The 19,224-nt window shown below is 48.3% G+C and carries 17 protein-coding genes and 1 riboswitch; of the genes, 5 read left to right on the forward strand and 12 right to left on the reverse strand.

Annotated elements, in window-relative coordinates; all coding sequences use genetic code 11:
• Positions 1–293: 293 nt before the first annotated feature.
• The gene (locus tag NSQ38_RS01505) at positions 294–461 is read left to right on the forward strand and encodes a hypothetical protein (RefSeq protein WP_017690769.1); all 168 of its coding nucleotides are present in this window, start codon (positions 294–296) and stop codon (positions 459–461) included.
• A 186-nt stretch (positions 462–647) separates the two neighbouring features.
• Positions 648–1,334, forward strand: a complete 687-nt coding sequence (locus tag NSQ38_RS01510) for a hypothetical protein (protein ID WP_339786493.1) — start codon at positions 648–650, stop codon at positions 1,332–1,334.
• Between the two features lie 534 nt (positions 1,335–1,868).
• Here NSQ38_RS01510 and thiC read toward each other — a convergent pair.
• A complete protein-coding gene (gene thiC, locus NSQ38_RS01515; RefSeq protein WP_339790361.1) occupies positions 1,869–3,653 on the reverse strand; it encodes a phosphomethylpyrimidine synthase ThiC in 1,785 nt (594 codons plus the stop codon).
• A 418-nt stretch (positions 3,654–4,071) separates the two neighbouring features.
• Positions 4,072–4,185, reverse strand: a riboswitch (TPP riboswitch).
• A 149-nt stretch (positions 4,186–4,334) separates the two neighbouring features.
• Complete coding sequence (locus NSQ38_RS01520; RefSeq protein ID WP_017690772.1) at positions 4,335–5,078, reverse strand: IclR family transcriptional regulator; 744 nt, start codon at positions 5,076–5,078, stop codon at positions 4,335–4,337.
• A gap of 359 nt (positions 5,079–5,437) precedes the next feature.
• On the opposite strand from NSQ38_RS01520, the gene NSQ38_RS01525 reads away from it, so the two are divergent.
• Together NSQ38_RS01525 and NSQ38_RS01530 are read left to right on the forward strand one after the other, a co-directional pair.
• Positions 5,438–6,463, forward strand: a complete 1,026-nt coding sequence (locus NSQ38_RS01525; RefSeq protein WP_339786495.1) for an alpha/beta fold hydrolase — start codon at positions 5,438–5,440, stop codon at positions 6,461–6,463.
• Between the two features lie 150 nt (positions 6,464–6,613).
• Positions 6,614–7,894, forward strand: a complete 1,281-nt coding sequence (locus NSQ38_RS01530; RefSeq protein ID WP_339786498.1) for a Fe-Mn family superoxide dismutase — start codon at positions 6,614–6,616, stop codon at positions 7,892–7,894.
• A gap of 148 nt (positions 7,895–8,042) precedes the next feature.
• On the opposite strand, the gene NSQ38_RS01535 is transcribed toward NSQ38_RS01530, so the two are convergent.
• The 8 genes from NSQ38_RS01535 to NSQ38_RS01570 form a co-directional block, all read right to left on the reverse strand.
• Positions 8,043–8,267, reverse strand: coding sequence for a hypothetical protein (locus tag NSQ38_RS01535; RefSeq protein ID WP_036614132.1), 225 nt, complete (start codon positions 8,265–8,267; stop codon positions 8,043–8,045).
• 70 nt (positions 8,268–8,337) lie between these two features.
• Positions 8,338–9,192, reverse strand: coding sequence for a lipoate--protein ligase family protein (locus NSQ38_RS01540; RefSeq protein ID WP_339786500.1), 855 nt, complete (start codon positions 9,190–9,192; stop codon positions 8,338–8,340).
• Positions 9,193–9,386: 194 nt separating this feature from the next.
• The gene (folE, locus tag NSQ38_RS01545) at positions 9,387–9,980 is read right to left on the reverse strand and encodes a GTP cyclohydrolase I FolE (RefSeq protein ID WP_036668229.1); all 594 of its coding nucleotides are present in this window, start codon (positions 9,978–9,980) and stop codon (positions 9,387–9,389) included.
• Positions 9,981–10,094: 114 nt separating this feature from the next.
• The gene (locus NSQ38_RS01550; protein ID WP_017690778.1) at positions 10,095–10,358 is read right to left on the reverse strand and encodes a YneF family protein; all 264 of its coding nucleotides are present in this window, start codon (positions 10,356–10,358) and stop codon (positions 10,095–10,097) included.
• 165 nt (positions 10,359–10,523) lie between these two features.
• Complete coding sequence (locus NSQ38_RS01555) at positions 10,524–11,555, reverse strand: HD domain-containing phosphohydrolase (RefSeq protein ID WP_339786503.1); 1,032 nt, start codon at positions 11,553–11,555, stop codon at positions 10,524–10,526.
• Between the two features lie 15 nt (positions 11,556–11,570).
• Entirely contained in the window at positions 11,571–13,451 is a 1,881-nt protein-coding gene (gene queG, locus NSQ38_RS01560) for a tRNA epoxyqueuosine(34) reductase QueG (protein ID WP_339786506.1), read from the reverse strand.
• 171 nt (positions 13,452–13,622) lie between these two features.
• Positions 13,623–14,228, reverse strand: coding sequence for a signal peptidase I (gene lepB / locus NSQ38_RS01565; protein ID WP_339786509.1), 606 nt, complete (start codon positions 14,226–14,228; stop codon positions 13,623–13,625).
• Between the two features lie 325 nt (positions 14,229–14,553).
• Positions 14,554–14,979 (reverse strand): GNAT family N-acetyltransferase, encoded by a 426-nt coding sequence (locus NSQ38_RS01570; RefSeq protein WP_017690782.1) that lies wholly within the window; start codon positions 14,977–14,979, stop codon positions 14,554–14,556.
• Between the two features lie 420 nt (positions 14,980–15,399).
• On the opposite strand from NSQ38_RS01570, the gene NSQ38_RS01575 reads away from it, so the two are divergent.
• Positions 15,400–16,011 (forward strand): superoxide dismutase, encoded by a 612-nt coding sequence (locus NSQ38_RS01575; protein ID WP_339786512.1) that lies wholly within the window; start codon positions 15,400–15,402, stop codon positions 16,009–16,011.
• Between the two features lie 135 nt (positions 16,012–16,146).
• On the opposite strand, the gene NSQ38_RS01580 is transcribed toward NSQ38_RS01575, so the two are convergent.
• Both NSQ38_RS01580 and NSQ38_RS01585 read right to left on the reverse strand, forming a co-directional pair.
• A complete protein-coding gene (locus tag NSQ38_RS01580; protein ID WP_339786515.1) occupies positions 16,147–17,868 on the reverse strand; it encodes a glycoside hydrolase family 3 N-terminal domain-containing protein in 1,722 nt (573 codons plus the stop codon).
• Positions 17,861–19,222: a glycoside-pentoside-hexuronide (GPH):cation symporter gene (locus tag NSQ38_RS01585; RefSeq protein ID WP_339786518.1), complete on the reverse strand. Its 1,362-nt coding sequence runs from the start codon at positions 19,220–19,222 to the stop codon at positions 17,861–17,863. Before NSQ38_RS01585 ends, NSQ38_RS01580 begins: the two co-directional genes overlap by 8 nt.
• Positions 19,223–19,224: the final 2 nt, after the last annotated feature.

Below are 19,224 nucleotides of genomic sequence, written 5' to 3' on the forward strand. Positions count from 1 at the left end.
GACAATATGCCTCATAAGCGGGTACCATTGACTTCCTTAAAATTGGGACTATTCACATAACAACCGATTCGATCCTCCCATATCAAACCTTTCATATCAGGTCCTTTACTCCTGAATTTCCCTAAAAACGTTTACATCTCCTTAAAACCGGGTAAAATCACTACAATCCAATTGGAATTACATTCTAAAGTCATCTATTTCGTCTAACAAGTCACATGTACCTATATGCGCACCTGGCATGGTAACCAGTCGAAATACATAATTCAAAAAAACGCATCAAAGGAGGAACCAAGATGATCCGCATGCCTATTCAGCAAATGATCCCGTACCATCACCAATATCCGCGCAACACGGCGACCACTGCTCCTAAAAAGGAGAATGAGAACACTCAAGGTCTATCCTTTCATGAAATTCTACAGCAAAAAATGGCGAAGAAAAATGCTTCTCCTTCCCTTAGATAAAAATGGACACCGGACCCTATTCGAGTCAGGTTATCGACCGTCTTTCCGCAGCTTGGCGGAAGGGCGGTTATTGGCGTTGAGCCATAAACGACTGTACAGTTCTAAGGCATGTTTCTATAATGGTTTAAATATCTACAATCATTTCCATGACATGACATATACGAACTGTAAAAGGGGACTTAGCACATGATCACCATTGGTTGTTTTCACGCTCATTATTCCAACATCGCCTTAATTGAAGAGACGCTTGCTCCTTATGAAGTTGAATTGGTCCATTACGTCGATCCAGGTCTGGACCGTCTTAAACATGACGCTGACTTTTCCGAGGTCGTTATTCACGAGAAGGTAGCCCAGACGCTCCAATGGATCGCTGAGTGTCATGCCGATGCCATTCTGGTCACGTGTACCCTGTTTGCGACAGTACTGGAGCAGGAAGCCACACAGGTCCCTGTGCCCGTGATCGGCATAGATGATCCGTTATTGCAGGAGATGCGGCGAGTAGCAGGAGATTACATAATAGCATTCACCAACCCGGCAACCGTTGAAGGAACGATGGCACGGTTGAATCAGGCATTACAGCAAGAGGATGAGAATGGGCAACTACACGTTGCCAAGACATATCAGACGGAAGCGGTATGCATCCCTGGGACATTTGAGTTGATTATGCGTGGAGATCAGCAAGGGTATCTCGAAGCGGTACGAGAAGGCTTACAGCAGATTGCTGAGCAGTATCCGGGTAAAACGGTAGTGGCAGCCCAACTGTCTATGGCTCCCGCTGCTGCACAGGTTACAACGAATGGTGGTATTCAGATCCATAGTCCGCTGGCATTGCTTGCCGCGTATTTGGAGAAGAATTTGGGCCTGGCTCGATAGTAGTAGCGGGTTTGGAGTGAAATATTACAATCGCTAAAATCATGTGAAAACTACTATATTGCTTCCTTTTGCAAAATAAAAATGCTCTCGAACAAGAGCATTTCAAATGGTATAATCACTTTGTACAGCCAATTTGTGGTGGGAAATAGGCTTGCCTCCAGTGGGAGGTGATCCTATGAACTTCTCTTTTAACGACGTAATCGTGTTCGCGATGTTAATTATTGCGCTCCTGACATACATCGATCGTAAAAAGAAGTGACCCGCCACAGGTTGACGGCCTGACGGGTCACTTCATCTGAACTTGCTGCACTCGGAGGAATACCCACCGCAAATGCTGTGCAGGAGTAGCCATTGGCCTGGCTACTCTTATTGGTGTTTACTTACATTCATTTTATTAAACATCTGCTAGACAATCAACCATAATGCTGATAAAAAGTATCAGGAAGCTGATCAGTAAGATGAAGCAGACGACATAATAGCAGTATTCTCACCTACAAACGATGTCAGACTGCCCAGCTTGCGCTGTACCCGCTCCTAGGAACGTGTCCGATATTCCTCGGCCTTTTCCTGCATGCCCGCTGCTACAGCCTCATTCTCGGACAATCCTTTGTCCGCCGCAAAGGTACGAATGTCCTGCGTAATGCGCATGCTACAGAACTTCGGACCGCACATGGAGCAAAAATGAGCTTCCTTAGCCCCTTCTGCTGGCAGCGTCTCATCATGGTAGGACAGCGCACGTTCAGGGTCTAGCGACAGGTTGAACTGGTCCCTCCAGCGGAACTCGAAGCGTGCCTTGGACAATGCATCATCGCGGCGTTGAGCACGCGGATGGCCTTTCGCTAGATCGGCGGCATGAGCTGCGATCTTGTAGGCGATAACCCCTTCCCGCACATCATCCTTGTTGGGCAGGCCCAAATGTTCTTTTGGCGTAACATAACAGAGCATGGACGTGCCGAACCAGCCAATCATGGCCGCACCAATGGCGGAGGTGATGTGATCGTAACCCGGGGCAATGTCGGTCGTCAGCGGCCCCAGCGTATAGAACGGTGCCTCTTGGCATATCTCCATCTGCAAGTCCACATTCTCTTTGATCTTGTGCATCGGCACATGCCCCGGGCCTTCGATCATCACCTGCACATCATGCTTCCATGCGATCTGCGTCAGTTCACCGAGCGTAGCCAGTTCCGCCATCTGTGCTTCATCATTCGCATCGTAGATACTGCCTGGACGAAGTCCATCTCCCAGCGAAAACGCCACATCATACCTTTTCATAATCTCGCAGATTTCTTCAAAATGGGTGTACAAAAAATTCTCCTGATGATGCGCCAGACACCATGCTGCCATAATGGACCCGCCGCGGGACACAATGCCTGTCATCCGCTTGGCCGTCATCGGGATATAACGCAGCAGTACACCTGCATGAATCGTAAAGTAGTCCACGCCCTGCTCTGCCTGCTCTATGAGTGTGTCACGGTACAACTCCCAGGTCAGCGCTTCCGCTTCGCCATTCACCTTCTCCAGCGCCTGATACAGCGGCACCGTACCAATCGGCACAGGTGAATTACGGATGATCCATTCCCGGGTGGTATGAATGTTTTTGCCTGTGGACAGATCCATCACCGTATCCGATCCCCATCGTACCGCCCAGGTCATCTTCTCGACCTCTTCCTCAATGGAGGAAGATACGGCAGAGTTACCTATGTTGGCATTGATCTTCACGTGAAAATGACGACCGATCAACATCGGCTCACTCTCCGGGTGATTGATGTTGGATGGCAGAATGGCCCGTCCACTCGCCAGCTCCTGCCTCACAAATTCCGGTTCCACGCCTTCACGAATGGCGGCAAACTCCATCTCTGCCGTAATGACTCCTTGCCTCGCGTAGTGCATCTGGGTCACACAGCGTCCTGGCTGTGCCCGCAGCGGTCTGCCACGTAATCCAGGGTACTCTTCGGCTCCCGCTCTCTTCCCTCCGTGCTTCAGTCCGTTATCCTCCGGTTTAACCGTACGGCCCTGATAAGCTTCAACATCGCCGCGCTCTGTGATCCATCGGGTGCGCAGGGCTGGCAGACCTGCACGGATATCCGCATGAAATGCGGGATCGGTCATCGGGCCGCTCGTATCGTAGACACGCAGCGGTTCGTTATGCTCCACCCCTTGGGGAGTATTCGTGTCATGAAGGGCTATCTCACGCTCCGGTACAGCAATGTCCGGCCGTGAGCCCTGAATGTAGACTTTGCGGCTGCCCGGAAAAGGCTGAACCCGTCCGGCCGCTCCTGTTTCTTTTCCCACCTGCTGACCGTTATGTTCCTGTTCCATCGCTTGTTGTCCCGTTTGGTTTCCTGTACTCATGTTCGCTTGTCTCCTCCTCAGTGTTCGTTCACTTGGTTTCATTGGTATCGTCATCAGCTCACTTACGCACCTGTCCCAAATCATCCAGAGCACAGAGAAGAAAGAGCGATCCTACACCAGACCAGAGGAGACATTATTTATGTACAGTTCACAACAGACGGAGGCTGCCACAGATCATCGATCTATAAGACTTCCCTCCTCATCCAAGCCCACTTCCGCAGGTTATCGAAAAAGAAGCCCATAAAATCCGCGCTATATCGCCCGTTCCCTGTATATAAAAAAGCCGGTCCCCGAAGGAACCGACTTTTATGTCCATCACCAATAATGCACCTTCAATCAGCTCCTTAACGGAGACTACAAGGGTCACATCATGAGGTGGTTGAGGTCATATCGCCGATTACTTCCCTACGCTGGTATGATCCAGATCAGGTGCAAAGGGTCCGGAATCTCATGCGATTCCGTCTCAGTCCGGACAATTCGGACTCCCCCAGTAACGTTAGTAAGTTGCGGCTTACATAAGCCGCCGTTCATATTCAATGAAGCTGGCTCCGTTGGGCCGTCCATTACAGAGTAGCGCAACCGGAACATAAAAACAACCTTTATATTCCAGAACACTAACTCAATTGGAGAAAAAACCTCACCTCAACATCAGGATAACATGAGCCCCATCTGCGTAGCAGCATCCTTCAACACAGGTGCGTATTCATGCAATGTCTCCTGCGAGAGTCGGCTGACAGGCCCTGAGACCGAGAGCGCAGCTGCAATATTGCCTCTGCGATCCATAATCGGTACAGATACCGCGGCAGCTCCCGGCTCACGTTCCTCATAACTCGTCGCATATCCGTTATCCCGGATATCTCCCATTTGCGCTAAATACACCGCGGGATCAATAAACACCGGCCATTCCGGGCCGTTCATCAGTTCTTCACGATCCTCGTCCGTGGCAAACGCCATCAAAACTTTGCTGGAAGCGCCCACAGACAGCGGGAGTCTAACACCAACGGGGGCGACTCGGCGAATCGCCTGATCACTTTGCACAGCCTGAATCCGTATCCGTTCACTCCCATCACGCAGGTACAGACTCACGGTCTCTCCCAATCGATCTCTCAGTCGCTCCATCGCAGGCAGCAGCAGAATAGCGGGATCATCACTGCGGGACATATGAGCTGACAGCTCCCAGATTCGGATGCCAAGTCGGTACTTCTCTGTTGCTGCATCACGGATCACGAACCCTCGATCCTCCAGCGTAGCCATCAAACGGTGCACTGTACTTTTGTGCAAGCCGATCTGGCTGGCAATTTCGGTGAGTCCCAGATCACTGCGTGTGGTAAAACATAATAATATATCCAGCGCCCGTTCCACAGCCCGGACGGTTAACTTGCGATCTTCCATGGCATAATGCCCTCCTCATGTTTCATCACATGAAACTTGGTTACATAAATTATATGAGAAACGGTCTCATCTGTAAACCAAAAAGAGCCAAAATCAAAATAGGCTAACCTGTAAATTTTTCCTTTTTATAAGACTTAATCCCCTGTAATTTACACACTAAGGTAATGTTACCCATATATCTTAAGAACTATATAACAATTGCGTAACAAATGCCCTCAATCAATTGACTTTGACTATACTGGAACATACGATAAAGATATATTACATTAAGATATCGCTCTGAAGCAGGCTCTGAAATAAACGCAATTCTCTTTTCATGTCGTTGTTATCTTCAACTGAACTTCAAAGGAGGGGCATTCATGTATCCAACATCCCAGAGCGAAGCCCCGCTGCATACAAAAGTGTCCGATCTGCCCTCTTCCCTATCACCGAGGCTGATTCGGTTCAAACATATTATCGTAGCGTTGCTGCTCTCCGTTGTATTTTTTCTACTGTTTTGTTTTATCGCACTGCATGGTTATATCGCATGGGTATTATCCAATCCTACTGTAGCACCGGTCTTCTCCAATCCAATGCAGGCCAAGAACATGAAGTATGAAGACATCACGTTCCCGGCAGCAGATGGCAGCCGGACGATGCAGGGATGGTATATACCTGCTGACAATGCTGCAAGCAAAACGATTATTTTCAGTCACGGCTATGGTGCCAATCGTGAAGAAACATGGGTACCCATGTATGACCTGGCACACTATGCCCATCAACTTGGGTTCAACGTGGTCATGTTCGATTATGGCTTCGCCTCACAGGTGAACAAAGCTGTAGCCACAGGTGGCAAAGCTGAGTCACAGCAATTGCTCGGTGCGATCCAGTTCGCCAAGCAACGTGGTGCGCAGGAACTGGTTGTCTGGGGCTTCTCGATGGGTGCCGGTACAGCGCTTCAGACTGGGCTGATTACACAGGAAGTGGATGCAATGATTCTGGACAGTACGTTCCTGCTTGAGCCGGATACGCTGTACCACAACATTCATAACCAGATCGATCTCCCGCGTCAGCCCACACTCGAGATCATGAATCTGTTGTTCCCTGTTCTGAATGGTACCGGATTGCAACAGATCCCGTATCAGGAAGTGAAAAAGGAAGATTATCCGTTCCCGATTTTCTTCATCCATGGTACAGAGGACGAGAAGGCGCCTTATCCAATTGCGGAGCAGCTCGCCGCCAACCAGACTAATCCGTATTCGGATGTATGGATTGTACAGGACGCGCATCATGAACTTATTTTCCGGGAGCATCCGAAAGAATATCTGCGCCGTGTCTCAACTTTCCTGAGTCATGTAACGAAGACAAGCAGTGACGATGTGCAAAACACGAATAGTGGAGAATAACCAAATTTCAATCATCGAATTTTTTCCAGAGCCCTCAGGGGCTCTTTTTTTTTGCAATCATAGGACAACAAGCTCGCGGAATATACTCTTGGGACGCATGAACAGATGGTCTGCATGTAATGAATTTCATCTGAAGGAGGTTCAACATAGATGAACTGGTATGGATATGGTCACCTACTGCCTCTGCGGACATTGGAGGAAATCCGTTTCTGGAAAGAGCAGGAGAAAGAACATACACTCGTCATTCGTGCCCTGGTTCCTGATCTGGAGCCCCCATACGTCAAGCTACTGGAGGAATGGGAGGCTACCTTTGCAAACAGTGAGCGAGTAGCCAATCAGCTTTTAAAACAACTATTGCCCGCAACCCACCCACCTGCTCCCTACATGGTTCGTTGTATCGATCAACTTGTGTTGGCAGCTCGGCAGCAATCGAGAGAGTTCATCAGACAGCTGTATGTTCTTCTGGAACAAAGTGCTGCTGTGCAAGCTGTTCCGCTTGCCAAAGTACTCATTCTGCATTTTATCCGCGAATCGGAATATTTTCTGGGCGTATTGGATACGCTTGGCCAACCTGGCATCTTGCGCGAAACGGATTCGGAGCCGTCACTTTTTCTGGAAAATGCGTTGCATACGTCAGAGTCAGGAAGCATCCATCGCCAAGCTTCAGAAGCTCCAACTTCTCCAGAGGGAAATGTAAATGCACCTGCCGCTTCAGCTCAGATCCAATCCGCAACCATTCAACCGCCTTCTACCGGAACAACACAAGCCACACCAAGCTCTACAGCACCTCCCGTAAAAGAGAAGCCGGTTCCCATCGGAGGACACACACTGCCGCCTCTCCCCTATGCGTACAATGCGCTGGAGCCACATATTGATGAGCTGACGATGCGTATCCATCATGACAAACACCATCAATCTTATGTGGACGGACTAAATGTAGCAGAGAAAAAGCTGGCGGAATCGCGAAAAAAGAATAACTTTGAACTCATCAAACATTGGGAACGTGAACTCGCCTTCAACGGGGCAGGCCACTACCTGCATACGATTTTCTGGACGATTATGAATCCTGCTGGCGGCGGCAAACCTTCCGGCATGCTTGCAGAGCAGATCAAGCGAGATTTCGGGAGTTATGAAGCGTTTAAGAATCAATTCACAGAAGCCGCGAACAAGGTGGAAGGCAGTGGCTGGGCGATGCTTGTCTGGAGCCCGAGAGCACATCGTTTGGAGATTTTGCAGGCGGAAAAACACCAGAACCTGTCCCAGTCCGATATCGTACCGCTCCTGCCACTGGATGTGTGGGAACATGCCTACTATCTGAAACATCAAAACGAACGCAAAAAGTATATCGAGGATTGGTGGAATGTTGTCTACTGGCCCGCTGTTGCCGAGCGTTACGAAACAGCACGCAAGTTGTTGTGGCCGCCTTATTAAGCTTGGGGTTAGATGGATTAGAGAAAAAAGAGATATCTCCAGCCGAATGACTGAAAGATATCTCTTTTGGGTGTATACAAAAAAGCAAGCCTCCTGTAAAAAGAGACTTGCTTGTATTTTGAGAGACTTCCTATTTCTAAATGTTCACTTAAGAAGCACAGCCCTCGCACGCCACATAGTTGTCGCCAACCTGTTTGCTAATGGAGATCAGATCGCCCAGCTTGATATCAGACTCATCTGTAAACTCCAGATCGGCTATACGTGCAACGATCAGTGCAGCAGCCTCTTCCTTGCTTGTTGCCATTTGGCTAAACTCGGATTTTTCGCCTGTTGATACAACCTCATATAAATACGTATATCTCAATGTGTCCATCCTAACACTCTCCTTCCGAAATCACATCATATCATCTCTATTAACCAATTCCAAGCCCTAGTAAAAAGTGTTAATCGTAGCGCAGCTTCATCTGCTCAGCTGTCAGGCGTACTTCTTCAGAGCCAACGCTAAGCACCCTGCTGGTCTCCGCCTGTGGATAGCGATCGCGCAGTGTTCGAACCAAAGCAGCAGTATATGCCGCAGCTGAAGGTACACCTGCCAATTCTTTCAGACTTGCCATCGTGCCGGGCTGAACATCAGGATATCCTTCACTCGCCCCACCTGCTGCATGCTGATAGAATTGTCGAACGTCCGCTGCCAGTTGATCTCCCTGACCTTCCACGATGATAAAAGCAGTAATAATATACGCCTTTGCCTGCCTGCGCTGGGCAATACCACAGAATTTTAGGCCACCTACACTGACATCATAATCTCCCGGGCAAAAAGCACCCTGAACCTCACCAGTTTGCGCCTGATTCGACCACGGCGTTAGCGACTCGGCAATAATCGAAGCCATCTCCCGGAAATCATCATGAATATTGATGGCATGTCCGGGATTAGGCAGAATCAGTGACACATTAACTACCCCTGGATTCAACGGTACTGCCGCTCCACCGGAAGGCCGAACACAGACCGCTGTCCCTTGGCTTCCTATCCGTTCCATCGCTTCTACAGCCTGTGGCAACCTGCGGTCACGCAGACCCGCTACAAAGGCATCTGGGTGCCTCCATATATGTGCAACAGGCAGATGTCCTGCCCCAACCCGCCTGCACATAACTTCTTCCCAAGCAAAAGCTTCGAGTACACTGCTACCATGTCGCTTGAGTGGTGTCTCCCAGATTTGCAGACGCAATGTAGCATGTTTATCCGCTTGTATTCCCTGTTCCGGCTGAACCGGGTGTTCTGAATGGGAAGGTGCACTCATCGTTCCATTACCTCCGGCTTAACGAATTCATATGTATTCAGTATTTATAGGTATGACAACGCCATATATAAATAAGCCGGTTCCCCTGGGAACACGGCTTATTTATATCATATCCTGCGGCTTCAGAAGCTCCTGCTTCCAAAACCACAAGGACCTACTCATCCGGCTTGTCCAACAAATGGACATACCTGATCTTAATCTTTCACCAGAGACAAGAATTCTGCACGTTGTGCCGGATTCTCACGGAAAGAACCACGTACAGCAGACGTTACCGTCTTGCTTCCCGGTTTCTTCACGCCGCGGGAACACATGCACAAGTGCTCGCCTTCCACAACGACCATAACTCCATGAGGTTCAACGGCCTCTGTCAGAATGTCAGCGATCTGTGAAGTAATACGTTCCTGAACTTGAAGGCGACGTGTTACTGCTTCGACCAGACGAGCCATTTTGCTCAGACCAACGATCTTGCCACTTGGTACATACCCAATGTGCACCTTGCCGAAGAACGGCGCCATGTGGTGCTCACATTGACTGTAGTAGACAATATCCTTGACGATAACCAGTTCTTCATGATTCTCGTCAAACGTGACACCGAGCACATCGCGCGGGTCTACTTCATATCCGCCAAAAATCTCTTCATACATTCGGGTCACACGTGCAGGCGTTTCAAGCAGCCCTTCACGTGTACTATCTTCTCCGATCAATTTCAGGATCTGCTCTACATGATATTCGATCTTTTCCCGATTGTCGGATACTTTTGAATTCAAATAATCTTTAACGCCAGCCACTGCCAAACGCCTCCTTTCGAACCACATACTTTAAGAGGTTGTTCAAAAAGTCCGCTTTTAGGTACTGAAAACCCAACTTTTTGAACACGCACTTTAAGCAGTTATTCCCTGCTATTATTTTCGGCGGCCCGAACTTTTACGCGCAGGATGCTGTTGCGGCTGAGGCATTTTCGCTCCTGGCTGCTGATTCTTCATCATCTGCTGGGCACGCTGCATTTGCTTGCCATTCAGGTTGTAGCCCATTTGCTTCGCCATTTTCTGAAGCATGTCCGGATTGCTTTGCATTTTCTCAAGTTGTTTACGCAAGTAGAACACCCCGATGAAAAATCCCCCGACCAGACCAACAATCAATGTGATAATCGGTATAACAATATCCATCTCTTAGACACCTCTGTATGCATTCTAAAAAGCCTGATAATCCGTGTCACTTCATGATGTTCAACACATAAGTTGCAAACCTGACACAGACCGGATTTCCTGAAAGTATCATAGCATTTCCGCACGCCTTGAGCAAACGGATTTTCCAGTTGAACCGCACACAAGCTACGTCATGACAGCTTCAATGAAAACGGTTGTATGCTGAGCCAGATCAATTTCAACCACATCCAGAGAATAACGCGTACTTCCGCGCGCCACCCTGATTACAGGTCTGCCGGGCAATCCCCGATGTTGACGCACAATGACTCCGGTCTCCTTGGTGGACAGTCGTACCGCTGTACCATTGGGATACACGGATACACTCTTATTGAACTCAATCAGAATGTCCCGATCCAGCTTCGTACCAGACAACGCCATCATCTCTTCACAGGCCTCATGTGGCATCAAACTGTCCTTGGATAAACCATTAATGAGATTATCATAGATATTAGCCACACTAACGATTCTCGCAAACAGATGAATGTCACTCCCCTTGATCCCTCTCGGCATGCCTGTACCATCTACATGCTCATGATGTTGCAGGGCTGTATGGGCGACCAACAGACTGAACTCCCGTTTGTTCTTAATTACTTCGAATCCACGCCATGTATGGTGCAGCGAAGAATTCGCAGCAGAGCCACTGCCCGGAGGTTCCCCCACTTTGCCAATATCATGCAATAATGCCCCCACGGCAAGGTCCTTCAGTTGATTATAATTGAGTCCCATATTCAGTCCGATGACCGAAGACAACAAACATACATTCATCGCATGAACATACTGTTCATTGTCTTTGGTACGAATATCGGTGAGCTGCACAAGCATTTCACGCCCGTTCAGTACATCATTCAGCAACTTCTCTATACTGAGGGCAACCTTTCTCGGGCTCCAGTCTTTCCCGGAGCGAATGGATTCGAGTGTGACACTCATTTCGTTAATTATTGCCCGTTTCGTGGTTTCATCCAGAATGTCTTCTGCATCCACATCTTTATACGCTTCATCCTGGATGTATAACATGGTCACGCCAATACGCTTCAGCGTATTGACCATGTATACGGTGAGCTGGACTCCGGCAGACAGCAGTACCGTGCCGTTACTGGAATATACCGTCTTGCCCAGAAGCTCCCCCGCTTCCACGCTCTCCACGTTTACATACTTCATGAACGTCCCCCGCTCTTACGATAGCTGCTCCAATGCGAGCAATTGCTCCTTGGTTTGCAGACCGCCTACATAACCCACCAGGGTACCGTCTTTACCACTGATACGGTGACAGGGAATAATAATCGGAATCGGATTCTTGCTAATGGCGTCCAGAACTGCACGAACAGCCTTGGGTCTGCCGATGATTTCCGCAACCTGTTGGTGTGATGAGGCCTCTCCATAAGATATATCGGACAGAACTTGCCATACTTGTAGCTGGAAGGGTGTTCCAAGCCGATCAAGCTGCAAGTCGAACGTTTTTCTCTCCCCTGCAAAATACTGCTTTAACTGCTTAGCAGCTTCGCTAAGCTTCTCTTCATTCTTCTCATATCGATACTCGCCAATCCAGGTGCGGGCCCATTGTTGCAGATGAGCCTCGCGTACGTGAAAGGCGCCAAAATCTATGTGACACAGCCCTTCATCCGTCGCGCATAACGTAAGAGTACCAATCGGTGTCAGTATCTCATCGTAGTATACGGGCTTGCCATGAAGACCCGTAACGGCTGAAGGTTTCCACGCTGCGGCTTCCGGTTTGGCAGGCTGTGCAGACTGCTCACTACCCGGTTCAATCCCAGCTTCCATTTTCAAGTCCTGTTGTAACGCACGCAAGGCATTGTTCTCGTTGTTCTGTTCCTCTGGCTGCTTCTTACTCACTTGCCCAGCCTGTGGCTGTTTGGGTAAGGTCTCGGACGAACTCAGTCGCTCCTCGGCCTTCTGCAGCATGCTTAGTACGTTCCCATCTTGTTCGTTAGCGGCAGCTTCCCCAATTGCTCTCATGGCGTCTTCTCCTCCAATTCTGCTTAACGCCCAGGCTGCGGTTCCCCGCAACTCGGGGCGCGGATCACGTTTTAATACTTCTGTAAGTTTGGGTACAGCACTTTTATCTTTGAAATTGCCCAGGGCAATAACGGCGTTGCGTTGAATCGGCTTCTTGCCCCGCCAAGCGGCGGAACTCTGACCGAAACGTTCCTTGAATTCCCGGTTACCAATATCCAGTAACGGTAGCAGGAGTGGCTTCACAATCTCCGGATCGGGGTGAAACTCGGGATGGTGATCCCAGTTCTTGCCCCGATTCTTCGGACAGACAATCTGACACGTGTCACAACCGTACAGACGGTTGCCTATTTTCAGCATAAATTCTTCGTCCACGAACCCTTTCGTCTGGGTTACAAAAGAAATACAACGCTGTGAATTCAACTGCCCCGGCCCCACCAATGCTCCTGTAGGACAGGCATCGATACATTTTGTACATTCACCGCAGTCTTCGGTCACAGGTGTGTCTGGTTGAAAAGGAATATTCGTCACCAGTTCCCCGAGAAAAATCCATGAACCGAATTTGGGTGATATAATGGCACAGTTTTTGGCGCTAAAACCAATCCCCGCACGCTGGGACACCGCACGATCCACCAATGCTCCGGTGTCTACCATGCTTTCGATCATGGCCTCAGGTACACGTTCACGTATAAAGTTTACCAGCTTGTCCATCGCTGCTCGCAGGACCTGATGATAATCCTGACCCCAAGCCGAACGGGCAAAAATACCTCGATACGCACCAGGCTCCGATTTCGGCGGATTCACCATTTTGGATGGGTATGCCACGGCTATTGCAATAAGTGAAGCGGGCTCGCCATCTTTTAAGGCGGGGTGCACTCTTTTTTCAATATCCGGCTCTTCAAAACCTGAAGCATACCCCTTATCCCGCGACTGCTCCAGCAGCGACTTCAGGGAAACAAAGGGATCAGCCGAAGCAAATCCGATATCATCAATGCCCAGTCCGGGGCCAGCTGCCTTGATCTCCTGTTTTAACTTCTCCCATACGGAGGCATCCTGTGCTGCCCCGGTCTGTACGCTCGTCATTTCTCTTCCCTCTCTTCTTCCGATACTTATTCCGTAAATAGTGAACGCCCGCCTCACGGTAAGAGGACAGGCGTTAATTTCTATATATGCCTTGCATACTTGAATTCAAACGGAACAAGTCTATATGGTTTAACGCAAAATGCAGTCTGAAGTTGTTGTCCTGTCAGCATTTTACAATTTCTTCAATTCAGAAAACGGCCAGAAAATAAATTCAGCCTTGCCTACAATCTGGTCGGATGTAATACTGCCAAACACTCGGCTATCCTTACTTTTGCCTTCATGACGATTATCCCCCATCACGAAGAAATGATCCGGCTCCAGTGTGATTGGGCCAAAATCCGGGTCCTGCACCTCAATATCGGTGTACGTTTCCGCTTGTTGCTCGCCGTTCACATATAGATGGTGATCCCTGACTTCAATTGTATCTCCCGGAAGTCCAACGATCCGTTTCACCAGAAAATCCTTCTTCTCCTCGCCTTCGCTTGGATCACGAAGTACGATCACATCTGATCGGGAAGGAGTACCCAGATGGTATACAATTTTGTTGACGAAAAGGCGATCTCGCTCAACCAGTGTCGGCTGCATGGACTGTCCCTTGACCATCGACAGATTAAACACAAACAGGTTCAGCAGCATCATGATTACAAAAGCAACAACAATCGTTTTGACCCAGTCCCACAGCTCGACAACCCAGGATTTGCCCGGTTGTTCAGGCTTTGACGGTTCATTTCGTTGCTCGGAAGTCACATGTTCCATTGAATGGTTATTGGAATTCAAAGGGACACCTCATTTATTAAATAGTTGAATTAAACTTGTAACATAGTGACCATACTCCCTTTCAGTCTACTCCATTTGGGAGAGTGAAACAATTGGTTATGAGCACCAATACCTTGGTTATCGTCAATTCAGCCGGGATAGTCGCGGTGATTTAAATAAAATTCGGAGACACCGAAGCATGTTCAGTAAATGAGGAAACCAGAGGAATATGACGTGAAGAACACTCATATAAATAGAAAGGCACATCCCTCACGTTATTACACGTTAAAGAGATATGCCTAATATGAAATGAGAATCTTTTTTTATTTCTTTTTAAACATGCAAACTAAGCTTTAGACAAAATACTAAGAGTCTGGAAAGCGCTCATAATCTGATTGGCACCGTAACCCATTGCTTCATATAGAGGCATGGCTACTTTGTTGTGCTCATCACCCGCCACCCATACCTGGCTGACTTTACGCTGCTGGAACCGCTGTTCCATAGCCTCGACAAGTGTTTTGCCGACTCCACGGCGACGATAGTCTGGATGTACCGCAATACGGTAGATGCAACCTTGGTTGTGATCAATCGTACCGATCAAAGCGCCTACGAGGTCTCCCTCTTCTTCCGCAACCATGATCAGGTCAGAATCCCATGACAATTGACGGGCAAACGGGCCCATCGTGTTCTCATAACACTCTTCCGATAGTGCAACCTGGAGAAGCTCCGTCATCTGGCTTGCATCACTCAACTGAAAGGAACGAACGTGCATGTCTTAAATCTCCCTTTTCGTTAGCTTAGATGAGGTTTTTTACAAAAAGGGAATCCCTTTTTACCAAAAACCCAATGTTCATATAATGACAAAAAACGAGAAAATACCGCTTCTTCGTCAATTAAACCATACTTTTCTCCATAAAACACGCATTTTCTTTTGAAAGCGCTTAATTGTAACCGTTTACATACGAATATTAAACTTTTCCTCCATTTAAACGCCTGAAAACACATAAATAGTTGAATAAAGGGTAAAATATGTTTGTTATCTCTGGCCCTTCATTAGATCAACGCCTCGGGGGACTTAATAAACAAAAATGTTGCTTAATTAGCTCGAATGCGGTTTAATATTAGTGGCAAGGGTATTATTACATATGTACCTGTTTTCAAAAAAACCTAAAATCTCAGGAGGTATTTCATTATGACTTTTCAATTACCAGCACTTCCTTACGCTAACGACGCACTGGAACCACATATCGATGCAAAAACGATGGAAATCCACCACGATCGCCATCACAATACTTATGTAACCAACTTGAACGCAGCTCTGGAAAGCACTCCTGAACTGCAAGAAAAAAGCTTGGAAGATCTGATTGCTAACCTTGACAGCGTACCTGAAGGCATCCGCACAGCGGTTCGCAACAATGGTGGTGGACATGCTAACCACAGCCTGTTCTGGGAAATCATCGGACCTAACGGCGGCGGCGCTCCTACAGGCGATATCGCAGCAGCTATCGATAGCGAACTGGGTGGCTTTGACAAATTCAAAGAAGATTTTGCTAAAGCAGCTACAACTCGTTTCGGTTCCGGCTGGGCTTGGCTCGTAGTTGGTAAAGATGGCAAGTTGTCCATCACTAGCACACCTAACCAAGACAGCCCTCTCTTCGAAGGTCTGACACCGGTTCTGGGTCTGGATGTATGGGAGCACGCTTACTACCTGAACTACCAAAACAAACGTCCTGACTACATCGCCGCTTTCTGGAATGTAATCAACTGGGATGAAGTGAACAAACGTTACGCTTCTGCAAAATAAGACGTTTTCACCGCAATTTTGAACAAACCATTAAGGATCTGAAATAAATCGCCCCCTTAACATTCATTATTCTCCTGCCTGGATGAATAACCAATGTTAAGGGGGCTTTTTTGGGTGATATCCTCTTCAGCAGAATTAAAGGCGGGCGTCCCAGCTTCCGCAATACGGGTCCACCGGACTGATGCCTTCAAAAGGGGTTTTCCCCATCAGCTTGCTTACAACGGCTCGCACCGTATCCTCGCTGGCTGAGTATGCATTAATAAATACCTTTGCTCGTGGAACATCATATAAATGATACGGGTTCGCAAAGGATACAAACACCGTTGGCAGTTCTTGGATAAACCATGGCAGATTCTCAATGAAGGGTTCAGCCCACTCTAGCCGAATCGAAGGTTTGAGGCTAGAGCTTGGCATATTCAAGGCGTAGATTACAAGATCGGTGCGTTGACGAACTGCCTCCACACTTTCCATGAACGCCGCATGTTGCTGCCGTCCCGGTTCGAATAATGTCACCTCAAATCCCTGCTCTCTAAGATGCTTCGTCATTGTATCCGCGATTGTTGAAGAATAGAAGCCCTCATTTTTCAATAGGGAACTGTTCGCTTCAACTGGGACGAGTAACACACGCTTCGTAGAAACAGGATGGAGCGGCAGTATAGCGTCTATATCCTTCACCACTGTAACCGCTTTGTCTGCCGCCTCTTTCGCCCACTCCCGATGCTCTGCGCATCCAATAACGGTTAATGCACCCTTATGCGGGACGAGCTCTTCACGGGGCTGCTTATGAAGACCAAGCGAGGCTTTCAAAGCTAGAATTCTTGTCACCGCCTCATCCAATCTGTCCAACGTTAACTGTCCCGATTGAATGCCCTGGTACATATAACCTATATCTTCCCTGACATCTCGTGTAAATAAAAACATGTCACAGCCCGCTGCAATACATAGCGGAACAGCCTGTTCTCTCGGTAATGCCATCGTATATCCGGCCATCATTGTTGAATCGGATACAATTAAGCCTTGGAAGCCAAGCTGTTCCCGGAGCAATCCCGTCAACAGTTCCCTGGATAGGGTTGCTGGCATAATCTCTTCATCGCGCAGCTTGGGATTCAGCTTTTTTGAATAGGCGGGAAGACGAATATGGCCAGCCATAACCGTCTTGGCCCCACCTTCAATCAAACCCTTGTATACCTGCCCAAAGGTTGCATCCCATTCCTCTATGGAAAGGGCGTTTACCGATGTCAGCAGATGTTGGTCCCGATCATCAACCCCATCCCCTGGAAAGTGCTTCACCGAAGCTGCAAGCCCATGAGCCTGCAATGACTCAGTGTAAGCCCGAGACATCGAAAGTACCCTCTCGGGGTCCGAACCAAAGGTCCGGGTATTGGTGACCGGGTTGCGGAAGTTCAAGTCAATATCAACCACAGGAGCAAAGGACCAATTACAGCCTACAGCCTTGCCTTCGCGGGCCGCAATCATGCCGAGACGCCGCGCCATCTCCGGTTCACCCGTCGCTGCTACCTGCATGTTATTAGCAAATACAGTGCCGTCTATGGCAATTCCGCCCCCTCCGTTTTCCAGATTGGCTGCAAGCAGCAGCGGAATCGTTGACCGTTCCTGAAGATAACGATGGACATCAGCAATGGACTCCTTGTCTTCTGGACGAAACATGAATCCCCCCGGCTGTATATCCTCCAGGAAACGATCCAGCATGTCTCTGTGCCCAGATATTCCGTGCATGCAAAATAACTGTCCCACCTTCGCCTCAAGGGTCATCTCTCCAAGTGTACCCTCCACCCATTGAATATCCCCTTCGTCCAAGTAAAAAGGATTGCCTCGTAAAAGGTTATGATTAAGCACCAATGACGCCTCCTTCTCCCTCATCAAACCGGGATTTGTCTGCCGCTGTCCGGCGCAATTTAATATCAATTAATATCTGGTCATAGAAAGACTCCGTCAGCTTGTATTTCAGGAAAGGCAAAGCGGCAAGAATCATAAGAACACCGGGAATCACACTGAAAAACAAGCCGATTGAGGTCACCGTACCGGGAGACTGTGCCTGATTTGGAACATAACCTGTCATAGCCAAAGCAAATGCTCCAAGGGACCCGCCCATTGCATCGGCAAACTTGGATCGAAATGTATTTGTCGAGAAAATGGTGGCCTCTGCCCGGTCTCCTGTCCTCCACTCGCCATACTCCACCGTGTCAGCAAGCATGGATGACATGGCAATTAGTGACATACCAATCATCAATGTTCCAAGGATGGACCATACGAATAGCATCGTCACTCCATGCCCAAACAAAAACAGCAAAATATATGACAGACCAAATCCGATGTTTCCGACAACTGCCGTATTACGCTTCCCTATTTTCTTCATCACCCCGATAGAGAGCAAGGCACCTGCCAAGATTGGCACAATGCTAACCGCTGTATAAAGGGCGATTAAGTTCTCCTTATGGAGAACGTATTTGAAATAGTAGATCGAAAAGGCACTGCGTAGGTTCATGGTCATATCAACAATAAAGAGGGATAGTAACAGCATAAGCAGGGGTACATTGCTGCGCAATAAGGTCCATGCAGCAGAAATTTTGAAAGTTTCTTTCCTAGGAGTATGAATTTTTTCCTTAACCGTGAAAAAGGTCAACCACATGCACAGCATACATACCCCACTAAAAAGTAGGGCAGGAACAGTCCATGATCCCGTTGCCTTCACCAGCGGAATCGTTAAAGCACTGGACACTATTGCACCAATAATCGCCATAATTCGTGGAACGACAACAACCTTGGTTCGTTGCCGCGGATCATCGGTAATTACAGCGGTCATGGACCAATATGGCACATCGAGAAAGGTATACGCTATGCTCCATACGGCATAAGTAACAAAAGCGTAGATCAGCTTGCCGTTGTCACTCAGATTAGGCTGCATAAACAAAAACAGCGTCAGCACCGTCAAAACTACCGGAGTAAACAGCAGATAGGGTCTGAACTTCCCCCATCGTGTATGAGTATTATCCATAAAAATGCCAAACAACGGGTCAGCAAATGCATCAATTACCCTTACAACTAATAACAATACACCGGCGGAAGCAGCCGCAATGCCCAAATAATCCGTATAAAACATTAACAAGTAGCTGACCGTGAGTGTATAGAGCATATTTTGGCCAAGGCTTCCCATCCCGAAGGAAATGGCCGTCTTCATGGATACCTTCATCG

Source organism: Paenibacillus sp. FSL R7-0313 (assembly GCF_037969885.1).
Lineage (GTDB): Bacteria > Bacillota > Bacilli > Paenibacillales > Paenibacillaceae > Paenibacillus.